Genomic DNA, 15,531 nt, shown 5'->3' with positions numbered 1-15,531 from the left:
TTTCTACCCCGTCAGCCGCCTATGCCCCTGAGCGACGGGATCTACCTTCATCATCTCCTCGATGACATTTGCGATCAGGCCCTCGAGTTCGCTGCGCTCGGCCTTGAACAAGGGTGCGATACGAAGCACATTTCTGAAAATTCTTACCCCGGCCAAGAAGGCCGCGATCAGTGTGGCGCGACTGGCCGCTGGTTGGTCGAGCTTCTCGGCAAGCGGATTGATGAAATCTTTCAGGATGAACTGGCGCACGACCCGCGCCGCGTCCTCGCTTGCAAACGAGCGGACGACAATGTCGAGCGGCCCAATATTGCCGTGGGAACGCGTGGCGTCGCGTGCAAAGACCTGCTGGGCGAGCGAGCAAGCGACCTCTCCCGTGCCGCTTGTAGGTAAATGAACGGGGCGTATTGCGGCCTCGACGGCTTCGGCAAAGAGCCGTTTCTTTGAACCGAAGCAGCGATGTACGTAAGAAACATCAATGCCGACGTCTGCAGCGATGTCTCGTAGTCCGGTCTCCTCATAAGAGCGTCTCGAAAACCGCAGAACCGCAGCATTCAGGATGCGATCGCGCGTAGAGATCTCTGGTTTCTGCACTGCAGATTGACGGCGCATGGGCACCTCCAGAAAGCCGATTGCGATAGCCAAATACATCCACTATCGCATTTTGGTCAACGTATGCTGACTACGATCAATCCCCGACCTCACCGGCGACGCATTGATTACCCTGCTCCGGTCAACAATCGTTGACATAGATCAAAGCGTGGCCGGATACGGCGGATAATTTTTCAATTGTCGAGTGAGACGCGAACCAATGGTGGAACTTCCCGATGGTAGCGGAACAGACGATAATCGACGTACAATCGTGGGTGGCTAATTTCAAGTTTCCATTCCTGGAAAACCCTGAATGGCTAACGTCATTCTCCGAAGGGCCGATGAAGGATTACGCAACCTGCGTGGCTTCTCGCCCCGCCTCACTTGGCAGATGACTTTCATCGAAAGATTCTTCTCTCCGAGGCTGTAATGACTGCAATCGTTCATGATCATGCTCTCGGCGCGCCTCTCATCTGTGTGCAAGCGAGAGCCCTCCATTGGGAGCTTGCGCCAAATTGGAGGAAAGTCCGCTGATAACAAAGTCCAGCAAGCGTTGGCTGATAGCTACGCTCGTCGTAACGCTCGCCGGGGGCGGCTATTATGCCTGGCAGAAACTCGGAAGCCGCAGTCTTCCCGAAGGGATCGCCGCCGGGAATGGCCGCATCGAAGCGATCGAGATTGACGTCTCGACCAAAACTCCCGGACGAATCCGGGAGATTTTAGTCAACGAGGGTGAATTCGTCACTGCGGGACAGGTGCTCGCCCGCATGGACACCGATCAGCTGGAGGCGCAGCGTCGTCAGGCAATGGCGCAACTGCACCGGGCCAGCGTCGGTGTCGATACCGCAAGGAGCCTGGTGACCCAGCGTGAGGCCGAGAGAACAGCGGCGGTCGCCGTCCTGGCGCAGCGCGAAGCACAGTTCGATACCGCGGACAGAAAGCTGGCGCGATCGGAGGTACTGATCAAGACCAACGCCGTTTCCCAGCAGGTCCTCGACGACGATCGTGCGAGCGCGCAAGGAATGAAGGCAGCGGTCGCAGCGGCGCAGGCCCAGGTCGCCGCCTCGGACGCCGCGATCAGCGCTGCCAAGGCACAAGTCATCGACGCTGGGGCTGCGATCGACGCCGCCAAGGCGGCGATCGAAAGCATCACGGTCGAAATCGACGACAGCACTTTGAAATCGCCGCGCGACGGGCGCGTGCAGTACCGCGTCGCCCAGCCCAGCGAAGTGCTTGCCGCCGGAGGGCGCGTTCTCAACCTCGTCGATCTCGGCGACGTCTATATGACGTTTTTTCTGCCGACTGCCCAGGCTGGCAGCGTTGCGATCGGAGCCGACGTTCGTCTGGTGCTCGACGCCATCCCGCAGTACGTAATTCCAGCCAAGGCCACGTTCGTCGCTGACGTCGCCCAGTTCACGCCGAAAACCGTAGAGACCGAGGAAGAGCGCCAGAAGCTGATGTTCCGCATCAAGGCGCATATTTCTCCGGAGCTGCTGCGGAAATATATCAAGCAAGTCAAAACCGGCCTTCCCGGCATGGCCTATGTCCAGCTCGATCCGAAGGCCAAATGGCCGGCAAGCCTCAAGGGAATGCTCGTGCAATGAGCGATCGTCCTATCGGCGATGCAGCTGCCGTCGTTCCCGTCGTGCGACTGAGTACGGTGGGGCTGACATACGGCAAGACGGCCGCGCTCCAAGCCGTCACTCTCGACATGCCGGCGGGCGGCGTGGTCGGATTGATCGGTCCGGATGGCGTCGGCAAGTCAAGCCTGCTGGCGCTGATCGCGGGTGCGCGCGCCGTTCAGACCGGGCATATCGAGGTGCTCGGCGGCGACATCGCCGATGCCGGCCTCCGCAGGCGGATTTGCCCGCGGATCGCCTATATGCCGCAAGGTCTCGGCAAGAACCTTTATCCCACCCTCTCCGTATTCGAGAATGTCGACTTCTTCGGCCGTCTGTTCGGCCATAACAGGCGCGAGCGGGAACGCCGCGTCAAGGCGCTGCTGCAAAGCACGGGGCTCGCCCCGTTCGCGGATCGGCCGGCCGGCAAACTGTCGGGCGGCATGAAGCAGAAGCTTGGCCTGTGCTGCGCGCTGATCCACGACCCTGATCTCTTGATTCTCGACGAGCCCACGACCGGCGTCGATCCGCTGTCGCGCCGCCAGTTCTGGGAATTGATCGCCGATATTCGCAGCGAACGCCCCGGCATGAGCGTCGTCGTCGCTACCGCCTATATGGAGGAAGCCGCCGGCTTCGACTGGCTGGTGGCGATTGATGGGGGGCGCGTGCTCGCCACCGGCGCTCCCGCTGAACTGCTGCAGCAGACCAACGCAACCACCGTCGACGCAGCCTTTGTCGCGTTGCTCCCGGAGGCGAAACGCCGCGGCTATTCGCAGGTGGTGATTCCGCCCCGACCCGGAACGCTCGATGGCAACGTCGCCATCGAAGCCGAACATCTCACTATGCGGTTCGACGACTTCACCGCGGTCGATGACGTCAGCTTCCGCATCGAACGCGGCGAGATCTTCGGCTTCCTTGGCTCGAACGGGTGCGGCAAGACGACAACGATGAAGATGCTCACCGGACTGTTGCCGGCGACTGACGGCACCGCAAAATTGTTCGGACACGAGGTCGATCCGAACGACATGGATGTCCGGCGCCGCGTCGGCTACATGTCACAGGCTTTCTCGCTTTACTCCGAACTCACGGTGCGGCAGAACCTCGAACTACACGCGCGTTTGTTCCGCATGCCTCGCGACGCCATTGCATCCCGGGTCGAGGCGATGGCGCATCGCTTCGACCTCGTCGACGTCATGGACTTCCTTCCCGATCCGCTGCCGCTCGGAATCCGGCAGCGGCTGTCGCTTGCGGTAGCGATGATCCATTCGCCCGACATCCTAATTCTCGACGAGCCGACATCGGGGGTCGATCCGGTGGCGCGCGACGGCTTCTGGCAGATCCTATCCGATCTTTCCCGCAAGGATAACGTCACCATTTTCATTTCGACGCATTTCATGAACGAGGCGCAGCGCTGCGATCGCATCTCGCTCATGCATGCGGGCAAGGTGCTTGCCAGCGACGCGCCGGCGCGGATCATCGAGCGTCGCGGTTCCGCCAGCCTCGAGGAAGCGTTCGTGGCCTATCTGGAGGACGCGATCGGCGAGGTGAAGGCTGCGCCCCTGGTTGCCGGCGCGGCGGTGGCGCCTGCACCGGCGACCGAGCCTGGCGAAAAGGAAGTCGCAGGGCGGGGCGGGGCCAGCCAACTCCTCGATCTCCGGCGCATGCTCGCCTACACGCGGCGAGAGACGCTCGAACTGCGACGCGACCCGATCCGCGCCACGCTCGCGATCGTCGGCAGCGTCATCCTGATGTTCGTGATCGGCTACGGCATCAACCTCGACGTTGAGAACCTGACTTTCGCCGCGCTTGATCGCGACGACACCGCCATCAGCCGCGACTACATCCTGCAGATCGCAGGATCGCGCTATTTCGAGGAAAGGAGTCCGATCCTCGATTACGCGGATCTCGACCGGCGCATGCGCAGCGGCGAAGTCAGCGTGGCGATCGAAATTCCACCCGGCTTCGGGCGCGACGTATCGCGCGGCAAGACCGTCGCGATCGGCGCATGGATCGATGGCGCCATGCCGACGCGCGCAGAGACCGCGCGCGGCTACGTGCAGGCCATGCACGCGAGCTGGCTGACGGGGAAGGCCCGGGAGCTTTACGGCGCGGCCGCAACCGCCGGGAGCTATCAGCTCGAGGTCCGTTATCGCTATAACCCCGGCATCAAGAGCCTGGTCGCCATGGCACCGGCGGTCATCCCGCTGCTGTTGATGATGATCCCGGCCATGCTGGCGGCGCTCAGCGTCGTCCGGGAAAAGGAACTCGGATCGATCATCAATTTATACACGACACCGGTGACGCGGCTCGAATTCCTGATCAGCAAGCAGATTCCCTATGTCGCGCTCGCCATGCTGAACGCCGTTCTGCTGACCGCCTTCGCCATCTTCGCGTTTCAGGTCCCGTTTACCGGCAGCCTGCTCACCTTCGCCTGCGGTGCACTTCTCTACGTTGTGGTAGCGACCGCGATGGGGCTCGTGATCTCGACCTTCATGAGCAGTCAGATCGCGGCCATTTTCGGGACCGCGCTGATCACCTTGATCCCGGCCATTCAATATTCCGGATTGATCGACCCGGTATCCTCGCTCCAGGGCTTCGGTGCCTTCATAGGACGGATTTACCCCGCCACCTATTTCGTCAACATCACCCGCGGCACCTTCTCGAAGGCACTCGGCTTCAGCGATCTGGCGGACTCGTTCCTGCCGCTGCTCATCGCCATCCCGCTCCTGCTCGGGCTTGGCGTGGCGCTCCTCAAGAAACAGGCGAAGTGAGCATGCGTCTGGCCAACGTCCTGCAACTCGGCGTCAAGGAACTGCGCGGCCTGATGCGCGACCCGATGCTGATGGTTCTGATCGTCTACGCCTTCACGCTGTCGGTCTACACGGCGTCAAAAGCGATACCCGAAACTCTGAACCGCGCGGCGATCGCTGTCGTCGACGAGGACCAATCGCCGATATCGTCCCGGATCATCACAGCGTTCAATCCGCCTTATTTTTCGATACCGCGGCTGATCACCCAGAGCGAGATGGACCGCCGCATGGACGCCGGTCTCGACACCTTCGCACTCGACATTCCACCGGATTTTCAGCGCGACCTGCTGGCCAAGCGATCGCCAACCATCCAGCTCAACATCGATGCCACCCGCATGACGCAAGCCTTTACCGGCGGCGGCTATATCCAATCGATCGTATCAGGCGAAGTCGGTGAATTCCTCAATCGCTATCGGGACTCGACCACCGTGCCGGTCGATCTGGCGCTCCGCGCACGATTCAATCCCCAGCTCAACAAGAGCTGGTTCGGCGCGATCAACCAAGTCATCAACTCCATCACCATGCTCTCGATCATTCTGACCGGCGCGGCGCTGATCCGCGAGCGCGAGCACGGCACCATCGAGCATCTGCTGGTGATGCCGGTCACCCCGTTCGAAATCATGGCGAGCAAGATTTGGTCGATGGACCTCGTCGTGCTCGCGGCTTCCAGCGTAGCCCTGCTGGCGGTGGTCCAGGGTTTTCTCGCGGTTCCGATCGAGGGCTCGATGGTATTATTTCTCCTCGGCGCGACGCTGCATCTTTTCGCCACGACCTGCATGGGCATCTTCCTCGCCACCATGGCGGGCACCATGCCGCAGTTCGGCCTGCTGCTGATGCTTATCTTGTTGCCGTTGCAGGCCTTGTCGGGAGCGACGACGCCGCGGGAGAGCATGCCCGCAATCATCCAGGACATCATGCTCGCCGCACCGAATACGCATTTTGTGATCCTGGCACAGTCCGTCCTGTTCCGCAGCGCCGGCCTCGACGTCGTCTGGCCGCAGCTCCTGTCGCTGCTCGGTATTGGCGCGATACTGTTCGTGTTATCGCTGCGACGATTCAGGCAGTTCCTGAGATAGAGGCTAGATCGAACCTACCTGAAGGTGCAGTCGCGCCATTCGCGGTCAGGAGGATGGATGTCAAACCTTGCGTCGAAGGGTTCGCAGATAGGGGAATCGAGCCCCTATTTGAGCCTTAAGAGGGCCCTGAACCTGAACCGTTAGACGAACGGAGCTTGCGGCTTTCCGAACCTACCAAAGCGGGCTCGTTTTGCTCCCAGTTGGGATGTCTACCGCGGTTAAGTCCTTGAGCCTACATATAATCTGCCATGGCTCCTCCTCCTGCAATGAGGGTCGGCTCGATGCGCCCGAGCAACCCTCGGACGCGCAGTGAGGACGAGCCACCTCACCGGCAGGGGCGCACATACGGTCTTACGCTGAACTGAAGCCCAGTGCTCGAAGTGCGGTCGCCGGGACGGTGGGTCCAGTAAAGCCCGTACGCGATCAGTGGCCGTCATCTGACGAACCACGCGCATCTAGATAGCTCACCGCTCCCTCTGACAGCATGATGTGGCGGCCAGGCGTTGACGACGGACAGAAGTATGGGCTCGCGGGCGTTCACTCGGAAGGCTTGACATCATCGGGCAAAACCAATCCGGGAGGCAGTCACGGCACCCGCCAGGCGGTAAAGCGCGTGCTTCGTAGAGCAAAAATGGCCGTTGCCGAGCCGAGAATCGCCAGCACAGTATGCCGACAATCGGGCTTCCCAAGTTCCACGTCAACCCTCGCGTCTGCAGCAGCGACAGCAGCATGGGGTTGATCAGGTAAATCCCAAAGCTCATACCGGAAATGCTGACAACTAGCCCCGCGATGCCTTCATGCTGAGCCAGAAAATCACGGAACGCCGCGCGAGCACAGGCAAGTGTACGACGCCAAGGATGCCGTAACGACAGTCGGCGTCAAATAATCATACCAAATGTAATGACCCCCCTCGATTTTTCGAGACTTCGATGTGACGGCGGTCGTGCATCTCGCTTGTCGGCGCCTCCTGCGACGGCCTAGGCTGTGGTGGGCTGTCCGCTGACTAAAATTTGGACGCCGGTTGACACATAGCACAGCCTTTCCGCGCAGGAGCCGCTCGAACTGGTCATCATGGACCATACAGTGATCGATATTACTAATGGTTGTCTCCAGTACGGCGGCTCAGCTTCCCGCTGTAACAAGTCATGCTTCGCCGCTTCGGGCCATCAGGTGGCGTTACTTCACAATGGATGGCGATGCGCCCACCGTTCGCGATCAGCACCCGCCCGCCCACGAGTATGAGGTTTTCAATCGCGATTGCGGCCCGGACCGGCAAACGCCACCTGTGAAGCCGTGAGCCAGAACTCCAACTATATTGCTCTCTGTCCGCGATCGACCCGAACATATAATCATTCATTATCATCGCGCCTGCAGGATCTTGTAGTTGACCGGTATAGCATTCTCTGGGTCGAATCGCGGTCAAACCCATCTTTTGCCAGTCGCGAGCACTCAAAGCGCGACTGCAAGGAAGCAGAGCCAAAGCCATGTCTCCTCTAGAAGCAATTAGCCGCTGGCTGGAATCACAAGACTTAGACACCCAGCTCGATTTCGCAGCATACGCCGCACCTTCGATTTTTGAGGGCAGTGACGTTCTCACGCTTGGCGGGCCGGAGCACCTCGACGCGCTTCTGCGCTGGTTGACCGAACCAGAGCTGGATCCAAGGGCCGCCGCAGGTCGTGCGCTGACCTTCCGAATCGTCTTCGAATACTTCGCCCAGAGCAGAATCAGAGGGGATGGATGGAAACGAACCGAGGAACTAGTCATCTGGAACGCAAATTCGTCGCATTAGTTGATTGCTCGAATCTCTAGAGAGGAGAGTGCTAGTGGCGAATGCAGGTGTGCGAGGCCGGCCGATCGCGGCGTTAGTGCTCAGTCCGCAGGAGCGGGCGTACTTGGAGAGGCAAGTTCGCCGTCATCGTGTAGCCCGATCGCTATCTGAGCGGTGCCGCGCGATCCTGCGGTGTGCAGATGGTCTGCCAAGCAAGTCCGTGGCTGCCGAACTTGGCATCCATGAACACACCGTTGGCAAGTGGCGCCGCCGATTCTTGAAGGATCGCTGTGATGGCCTGCTTGACGAAGCCCGCCCTGGCCGCCCTCGAACCATCGACGACGATCAGGTTGCTGAGGTGATCGAGCGGACATTGCGTACGACGCCGCGCGACGCGACGCACTGGTCGATCCGCTCGATGGCTGCCGAAACTGGCTTTTCTCACACCACGATCCGCCGAATGTGGACGGCGTTCGGCTTGCAGCCGCACCGCAGCCAGACGTTTAAACTGTCGAGTGATCCGCTATTCGTCGATAAGGTTCGCGATATTGTCGGGCTTTACCTGTCCCCACCGAACCGAGCCGTTGTCCTCAGCGTCGATGAGAAAAGCCAGATCCAGGCACTCGATCGCGAGCAGCCGGTCTTGCCGATGATGCCTGGGGTGCCGGAACGTCGCACACACAGCTATGTGCGGCATGGTACGACCACGCTGTTTGCTGCGCTCGATGTCGCTTCCGGCTTTGTCATTGGCAAATGCTACAAGCGCCATCGGGCGGTCGAGTTCTTGAAGTTCCTCAAAGAGATCGACGCTCAAATCCCTGAGGGGCTCGCTGTCCATATCGTCATGGACAACTATGCCACCCACAAGACACCCAAGATCAAAGCGTGGCTCGCTCGCCGGCCGCATTATCACGTCCACTTCACGCCGACTTCCGCGTCATGGATCAATCAGATCGAGCGCTGGTTCGCTGAACTCACCAGAAAGAAGATCCAGCGAGGTGTTCACACCTCTGTCAGGCAGCTCGAGGCCGACATCCGTACCTTCATCGAACTGCACAACAATAACCCGAAGCCCTTCAAATGGACCAAGTCCGCAGATCAGATCTTGGCTTCCGTCAAACGCTTCTGCCACAAAGCAAAGCAGACTTTATGTGGCGAACTTTAGATTCACGTGACTAGAGCGCAAGACTCTGGAACAAGCTAAGTGCGACGGAAAGCTTGCGGCTGCGCGCTAGGCGCAAAGGAAGCTTCAACTGTTACCGGCCCGAAAAGAGAACTGGTATCGTGTTGTGAAATCCTGGAACGGACTGGCGGCGACTTATCTGACACGCGAGGCTCTCGCCAATACCTCGCCCCGATGGAGCCTAAGGGGCATTTCAAGTAGCGACTGTCCTCCGACGGTGCCTGCGGTCGCGGAATAATCTCAAGCGACCTAAGTTCTGATAGCGAATGGGCAGCGTCGAGCGTCATCTTCAACGGCTGAATACTGCGACGTCCTGTGGACCATCGCGTCATTGCGACGCGCTGCGGTATTTAATAGGTATCGCGGCATAGCCGACATCGAGTAAGCTTCATCAATCAAACTCGATGTATGAGAGGCGCCCCAGATAAGATAGATATTCGGGGCGATCGCGGCGAGCGCATTGCTTCCGGCGATCGATTGGGATTGTTCGGGTCGCGCGGCTTAGCCGCCCTGGCGATGTCGCGCTCCACGATGTCGCACTGCTCGCCATAGAGAATGAATGTCTTGTCTCGAAAAAGCGAGCGATCGCCATCTAGCAATTCCAGCATTTGCTCCACGCTGTTGTTGCCGTTACCCCCGTCCATCAGCACGACACCACGCGGAAGGCCGGTCGCACAGGCCCATCGCAACTGCTCCAGCGCGATCTCCGGCTTGGTCCGGAAGCCGACTTCGGCAGGAATGGAAGATCAAACATGCGAAAAGGCGAGGCTGTCCCCAACGCGCCCGCGCTGCCAGTGAAGTTAGCAGCGATAGCTCGGCGCTCGCGTTGGACCATGAAAGCGCTGTCCCTACCACACGCTGCAAACTGCAAGCTTCGGCGGCGAGCCTTCGCCCTTGGATTAGCGAGGACTGACCACCTTGCCGCTTCCACGGCGTCCCGTCGGGGTTAGGTCCCCCAACATGTGTGATTCTTTCGTGAGGGTTCGGTCTGTCCGTCTTGTTGACGTAGCGCCGGGCCGCAATGCCCGGTAGCAATAAAAGCCCTTCGCCAACCGATCCGCTCTTAAAGCGTCATCGACCCGGTCCTAGCGTGTCGGCATAATGGTTCCGGCAGCATATACACGGTCTATGCCGTCGAGAATGGCGACAAGTTCTTCACCCGAGGAACTGTGCTCGCTCATAGCGCGGGGCCAGGAAAGCTTAGCAGCACGACTGTCTCGTATATCACGAGCGGCACGGGCGCTCTGGCTAATATTCGGGGAATTGCGCGAACCACTGGCCACGCCGATCCCAAAGCAGGGGTAAATGAGTCGCAAGTCGAAATCGAATATTCGATCGGCAAGTAGTTGCGGACACACTGAGCGGTCTCACTCCGCGCAAGTATGCATCGCGTCGATACGCGCGTCAGTGTCAGGCTTTCCGAGCGGGAGCGGATTCTGCGCTCGGTCCGCCCAACCGCCCCCGTTCACTCGCGATCCCGCCGATCTGCCACTGCGAACCCCACGTCACACGCCTGCGCGGCAGCGGTCAGGGGGAGACTGCTCTCATCCTGATCGTCGCGCTATACACGCCAAATCCGACCGCGACGAAGGCTCAAGGAACGGCTTGTCGGAGCGTGTTGAGCTGTCAACTCTATAGACCAGCGTTGTGCCGTGACGCCTCCTATGGGTGTCGCATCCGCCGTTGTCAAAACGAACTGTGCCGGCCAGTCGCGCGCAGCATCTCGTTCTGGGCGGTGGCGTAAAGTGTATGCCAGGACTCTCTCAGCTCAGGGGTGAAAGAAGCGCCGAATTGTCGCTCAAAGCTCCACATCAACGCCTCGCCCATTGCGACAAAGTGCGATGGCTGAACGCCAAGTATGGCGTGCTTGTGACCGGAAATCGCGATCAGCGACTGGAACATCGGTCTTTCGTCGAGCGAGGCGACCAGCGCCGTGATCATATCCAGCACCTTCTTCCGCTGCTTCTCAGTATCGCCGCCGAACATTTGTCTTGCATCAGGAGCTAGTTCGACGAACCTGTTGTAGCACAGGTCAGCGAGGTCGCGGCGGATCGGCCACATCGCGTCAAATGATGTCCTGACAAGGTCGACCTGCTCCGGCGTACATTCGTCACACCAGCAGGCTCGTAAAGAATGGTCTTGTGATCTCTGCGGCTGAGGGCTCCCTCTCATCTGAAGTGACGACGGAGACAAACTGGTGTTTGCAGTTCCAGCAGCGCCAAAGATCTTGAGCTTCATTCGCGTTGACGAGCTCGTGCCACTCAAGGGTCACTAATCCAGAACCACAGCGAACGCATTCTTTGTGATGCACTGTTGAGCTTGGGAGCATGTGGAACCTCTTTTCTTACACACAAGCGACGCATACGGCAGAGGGGCAAACGTTGGTGGGCCATCACTTGTGCGACCTTGAGCAACTGCGCTGGATCAGATGTCCACTCCAATGCTCGCGCCGGCAGCGAGAACTCGGTGAATGAGGGTCTTTTGCGCAAACGATACTGGAACCGGCAGCAGGCTGGAAGCCGGTCAAAGAGGGGCGGCTAAGCGGGTCACAGTGTCTTGAGGTATTCAAGCAACGCCTTTTTGTCCTGATCGCTCAAACTTGTCCCGTACTCGTGGCCGCATCGGCTATTTCCAGAGTTGATATTGCTGCAGTCCGTCACGGATAGAGTGTCGCTCAGCGGCTCCTGGGTAGCAGCAAGACCAACGTTTTCAATGTCGTATTTCCGTCCGACGCTAAACTGCGATCTGCGCTGCCCTGATGGCTTGAGCAATTCCGCCAGCGTCGGGACCGAGCCGTTATGGAGATAAGGTGCGGCGGCCCAAATACCCTGCAGAACACGGGCCTCGTAGGAGCCCCACGGAGGGAGCTGAGCGTGAGACGCTCGTTCTGCTCCCTGCCGCCTGGCCTTTTTGATTGCTTCCGAGGTGCTGACAGTATCGAAAGCCGTTAGCAGATCCTGCAGCGTTGGCGGTAGCCGCACCAGCCCCAGAGACTCCGGTGTGTCCGACGATCCCGGATCTGGCGCCGCTGCCACCCGGGCATTGGTTGAAGGGGCGCCGCCGGCCAACAGGTGTTCCGCGATCGAACCAATGACCGAGGTCGCAAGAATGTTAAGAATCTCATCGTTCTCCTTGAGGGGGGCGGTCGCGAAGGGAATGTACGCTCCCTTCAGCACGCCCGTATTCGCTTTCCAGGCGAGGATGTCGTATTCTCGTGTATCGGTACCAACGTTCTGGACCGGAGTTCGCCATGTTTTGACAAATGGAAAGCGTTGCTCTCCGTCTTCTATCCCGTGGCAACCGCTACATCCCGCTTCAGCGGAATCCCTTTCAAAAATCGCTTTGCCGCGCGCGGCTAAAGCAGCGTCAATCGTCCAGGGCCATTTCGGAGGGCCGATCCGCTTCACCAGGTTTTCAAGCTGGCTCAGGCCGTCGAAATTGGTGGAATTATTGTCAAGGAAATTGATGATCGCGCCCTGGCGCTTCGGCTCGAACGTAGCGAATACTCCCAGAACCTCGCCAACGTTCCGAGCCAGCCCCAAGATGTCATTTCCATTTTTTGCGAATCCAGGCCATTGCGTCTTATCTTGCCGCGGCGAATTCCAGAGGAATGGGTATCTCACGGGAGCGTCCGCGGTTTTCATGTTTCCCGGGATCATGAAGTCGGGCGGCGGGCCTATGTCCAGTCCGGATATGCGGTTGAAAATCATCCCCACAGCGTCCAGACGGCCAACTCCCCAGCCGGTCCTGGGCAGCGCGCGCACAATAAGCGTGTGAAACCGCAAGTACCACCCCTCGACCTGCCGACGAAGATCCGCAACGTCGGCCGCGTCCGGCGTTGTGGACTGCAGGACAGCTGCAGCAAACGGAGCGAACGAGCTGTCACTGGCAATCACGTCGCCCACAGCCTTGTCCAGATCGCCAAGCAATGCGTAGAAGTCTACAAACGCCGGACCGCCATCCACCCGATACACCTTGCCATCAGCTTCGATCTGGCGCGTGTGACAGGCTGAGCAGGTCATTCCGACGACCTGGAAGTCTTGAGGGCCAGAAGCGTGAAAGCCGACGGGAAGATTGGCCGTGTTTGCAGGATTCGGTAGATAGCCGTACCGTGACAAACCATCCGCTAGGAATGGCTGCCCGTTCCTTTGCTTCAGCGCCTGCATCCAAGACAACGTAATCAAACGCGAGCCCTGATCGCGCGAATAGAAGTCAGCTCTCGCTGCCGCGGTCCAATCCACACCCTGGTCAAGATAGATGGGATTGGCGTCGGTGCCTTGAGCATCCGATTTTGTCGTGACGACAAACGTTAAGGCGATCAGAAAGAGAGTGCGGAGCATCGTGTGTCCTACCGCTTCCATTGTCGCAACAGCCCGAGGCAACTTTCGCCGGAACCCGCGCCTTTTCTGGCAAACCTGGGCTTGCCTTTCGGCCTGCAGGCCATCGGATCATTGGTTATCAAAGGGCGCTATGCAACAAACTTCAACCTACCAAGTCTTGGGGGAAGCAACTGCATTCGGAAAACGATCATCGCGTGGCCCTGGATTTGTCGGAGGCATAAGGCGTGCGGCATCGCAATTGTGGAGCCTCACTGCCACATTGGTTCCGAGAGATCTTCCCGATGTCGATCTGGAATGGCGCAGGATCGACCAAAACGCTCTTCAAGGCGCCGCTCACTGATCGACAATCTTCCGGTGAGAACGACGTGCAAGCTAGGCCGGTGAAGCGCGCGAGCAATGACTGACGGGCTAAAGAAACATGAGGCGTGACCGTAAAGACCTGCTCAGCGAATTGAACAGGAATCGCGGCCGCAATCTCGCTGCCGAAGAGTTTGAAGCGGTCGCGAACCTCACGCTTCGCCGAGGAGTTCGGGAGCGTCAAGCTGGCCCACAGCTTCGCGGTCGGTTCAAGGTATTTGACGGTGCGTGTCGAAGGGCTCGACGGAAGGCAACTCAGCGGCACGGTGCTAAAAGGCGAAACAGTGACCGATATCCACGAAGAACGCGTATTCTGGAATGATACCTTTCACGCCGAGATATTTGATTTCCGCGGCCAGGTTCATTTTGCCCGCTTTGATGGCTGCACCTTCGTGAAATGCACCATCGTGCTTGATAGCAGCGCCGAACAACTCGCCTTCACCGGCTGCACGTTCAAGGACTGCAACATCGATCATATCGACGCAGACGAGGCTCGCGGAATTGTTCCGTGACAACTTTTTCGATCGCCCCATTGCGGAGCGTAAGGCCGATTTCGAACGACGCTTGGCTGAAGCGCTGAATCGGCGCCTAAAGTCCTAAATGCCGAACGCTTAGCCATGGAGCTTCACGCCACCAACGACATGCGGGGCGATCTCCGCGCCGGCTCCATCAATTACCGCACTCGACTCGGTTACCTTTGTCCGGGTCGCCCCGGCATAGGCTGAGGCCGGAGTAACTTAGTCGCCCGCGACCCTAGACCTCGCGGCACAGCTCCCCTACTCATTGGGGAGTACCGGAGTCATACGGATGGCGAAGGCGCGCCCCCTCATCCATACTTTGTCCAAGTCAGGATTTTGCATACACCCTCCTGGGGCTAGAGCCAACGCCGTCCGCATGTATTTCAAGCGGGCGGCGTTGGGCTGTGGATCGACTGTAGCGCATGCGATTAACTGCGTGCGCCCTCTCTGTGGTCGCCGATCTGGTACGATCAGCGGCTATTTTTGGGCATCGTGCGCCGGTCATGCTGCTCACTGGGCGCAGGCGCAAGGGAACCATCCGCTTGGACGATCATCTTGCGCGAAAGAGGCGCGCCCGACAGCGGAACAGCCGATCGCTCGACCTGCGGCGGACATGTGCGAGCAAACGCGGCGATTAAGCGCTGGCGGTGACGAGCTCTCTCCACGGCCGTCGACCGCCTTCTCTTGGGCTCGCAGCGCGGCGCGGTATGCGCGTTTACGCTGGCGGTTCCATTCTTGCACGTCTGTCACAAGCCAAGCTGCCTCTCCGGCGGAAGTGCTCGCGCATGGAAACGTGGGCCGTTCCGCCCAACGGACGATCGTTGCAGGTGTAATCTTGAAGTGCGCGGCCAATTGAACCGCTGTCATGTAAATCCCGGTTAGGTCGATGGAAGGCGGTCCGACGTCCGGGATGATGTTGTCATTGCTATCTGTCATCGCTCGCAGCCACCCTGACCAAGTCATCAACGAACAAAGCGCGATTGTCGAGCTTACCTTTCATCGGCTTGCCCTCTCATGAGCGAGGCTCCTGATGCGCCGCGTCCAGATGATCTTGATCGACCTAAAGAGTGTAAGTGGATGTTTGCGTACAAGCTCTGTGCTCGTCTTCTCGAACTCGTCCGGGCCTCCTTGCTGGGGGACGATCTCCCGAAGTGCGGCCAGCTTCTCAGGGGCGGCGGAGCGAATAGCTGCCTCGAAAGCCGGTATAAATTCCAGCCTGTCCATTGCAACACATTCCTTATGAAGAAAGCTCCGGTTTTGAAGGCGGCCTT

At 59.2% G+C, this 15,531-nt stretch carries 9 protein-coding genes and 1 pseudogene; 6 read left to right on the top strand and 4 right to left on the bottom strand.

The window, feature by feature from the left end:
* Positions 1–3 precede the first annotated feature (3 nt).
* Positions 4–648, bottom strand: a complete 645-nt coding sequence (locus CK489_RS16505) for a TetR/AcrR family transcriptional regulator (protein ID WP_244978885.1) — start codon at positions 646–648, stop codon at positions 4–6.
* A 455-nt stretch (positions 649–1,103) separates the two neighbouring features.
* Between CK489_RS16505 and CK489_RS16500 the strand changes: the two genes are divergently transcribed.
* The 5 genes from CK489_RS16500 (at position 1,104) to CK489_RS16485 (ending at position 9,027) form a co-directional block, all read left to right on the top strand.
* Complete coding sequence (locus tag CK489_RS16500) at positions 1,104–2,192, top strand: HlyD family secretion protein (RefSeq protein WP_502694123.1); 1,089 nt, start codon at positions 1,104–1,106, stop codon at positions 2,190–2,192.
* The gene (rbbA, locus tag CK489_RS16495; RefSeq protein WP_095732987.1) at positions 2,189–4,978 is read left to right on the top strand and encodes a ribosome-associated ATPase/putative transporter RbbA; all 2,790 of its coding nucleotides are present in this window, start codon (positions 2,189–2,191) and stop codon (positions 4,976–4,978) included. The genes CK489_RS16500 and rbbA overlap by 4 nt, the downstream gene beginning before the upstream one ends.
* Positions 4,979–4,980: 2 nt before the next feature.
* Positions 4,981–6,093: an ABC transporter permease gene (locus tag CK489_RS16490; RefSeq protein WP_095732986.1), complete on the top strand. Its 1,113-nt coding sequence runs from the start codon at positions 4,981–4,983 to the stop codon at positions 6,091–6,093.
* Positions 6,094–7,577: 1,484 nt separating this feature from the next.
* Positions 7,578–7,883 (top strand): hypothetical protein, encoded by a 306-nt coding sequence (locus tag CK489_RS40850; RefSeq protein WP_143278175.1) that lies wholly within the window; start codon positions 7,578–7,580, stop codon positions 7,881–7,883.
* A gap of 34 nt (positions 7,884–7,917) precedes the next feature.
* Positions 7,918–9,027, top strand: a complete 1,110-nt coding sequence (locus CK489_RS16485; protein ID WP_095733665.1) for an IS630 family transposase — start codon at positions 7,918–7,920, stop codon at positions 9,025–9,027.
* A 413-nt stretch (positions 9,028–9,440) separates the two neighbouring features.
* Here the strand turns inward: CK489_RS16485 and CK489_RS42625 are convergent.
* The 3 genes and pseudogenes from CK489_RS42625 to CK489_RS16470 form a co-directional block, all read right to left on the bottom strand.
* Positions 9,441–9,785, bottom strand: a pseudogene (locus CK489_RS42625) (transposase); the annotation flags it as partial.
* Positions 9,786–10,731: 946 nt separating this feature from the next.
* Positions 10,732–11,283, bottom strand: a complete 552-nt coding sequence (locus CK489_RS16475; RefSeq protein ID WP_244486496.1) for a globin domain-containing protein — start codon at positions 11,281–11,283, stop codon at positions 10,732–10,734.
* Positions 11,284–11,591: 308 nt separating this feature from the next.
* A complete protein-coding gene (locus CK489_RS16470) occupies positions 11,592–13,385 on the bottom strand; it encodes a di-heme-cytochrome C peroxidase (protein ID WP_050632120.1) in 1,794 nt (597 codons plus the stop codon).
* Positions 13,386–13,876: 491 nt separating this feature from the next.
* On the opposite strand from CK489_RS16470, the gene CK489_RS16465 reads away from it, so the two are divergent.
* Positions 13,877–14,254, top strand: coding sequence for a hypothetical protein (locus CK489_RS16465; protein ID WP_050632121.1), 378 nt, complete (start codon positions 13,877–13,879; stop codon positions 14,252–14,254).
* Positions 14,255–15,531 lie beyond the last annotated feature (1,277 nt).

This window comes from Bradyrhizobium sp. UFLA03-84, from assembly GCF_002289535.1.
Lineage (GTDB): Bacteria > Pseudomonadota > Alphaproteobacteria > Rhizobiales > Xanthobacteraceae > Bradyrhizobium > Bradyrhizobium viridifuturi.
The sequence above is the reverse complement of the archived record's forward strand: the minus strand, read 5'-3'. Positions and strand labels throughout refer to the sequence as shown.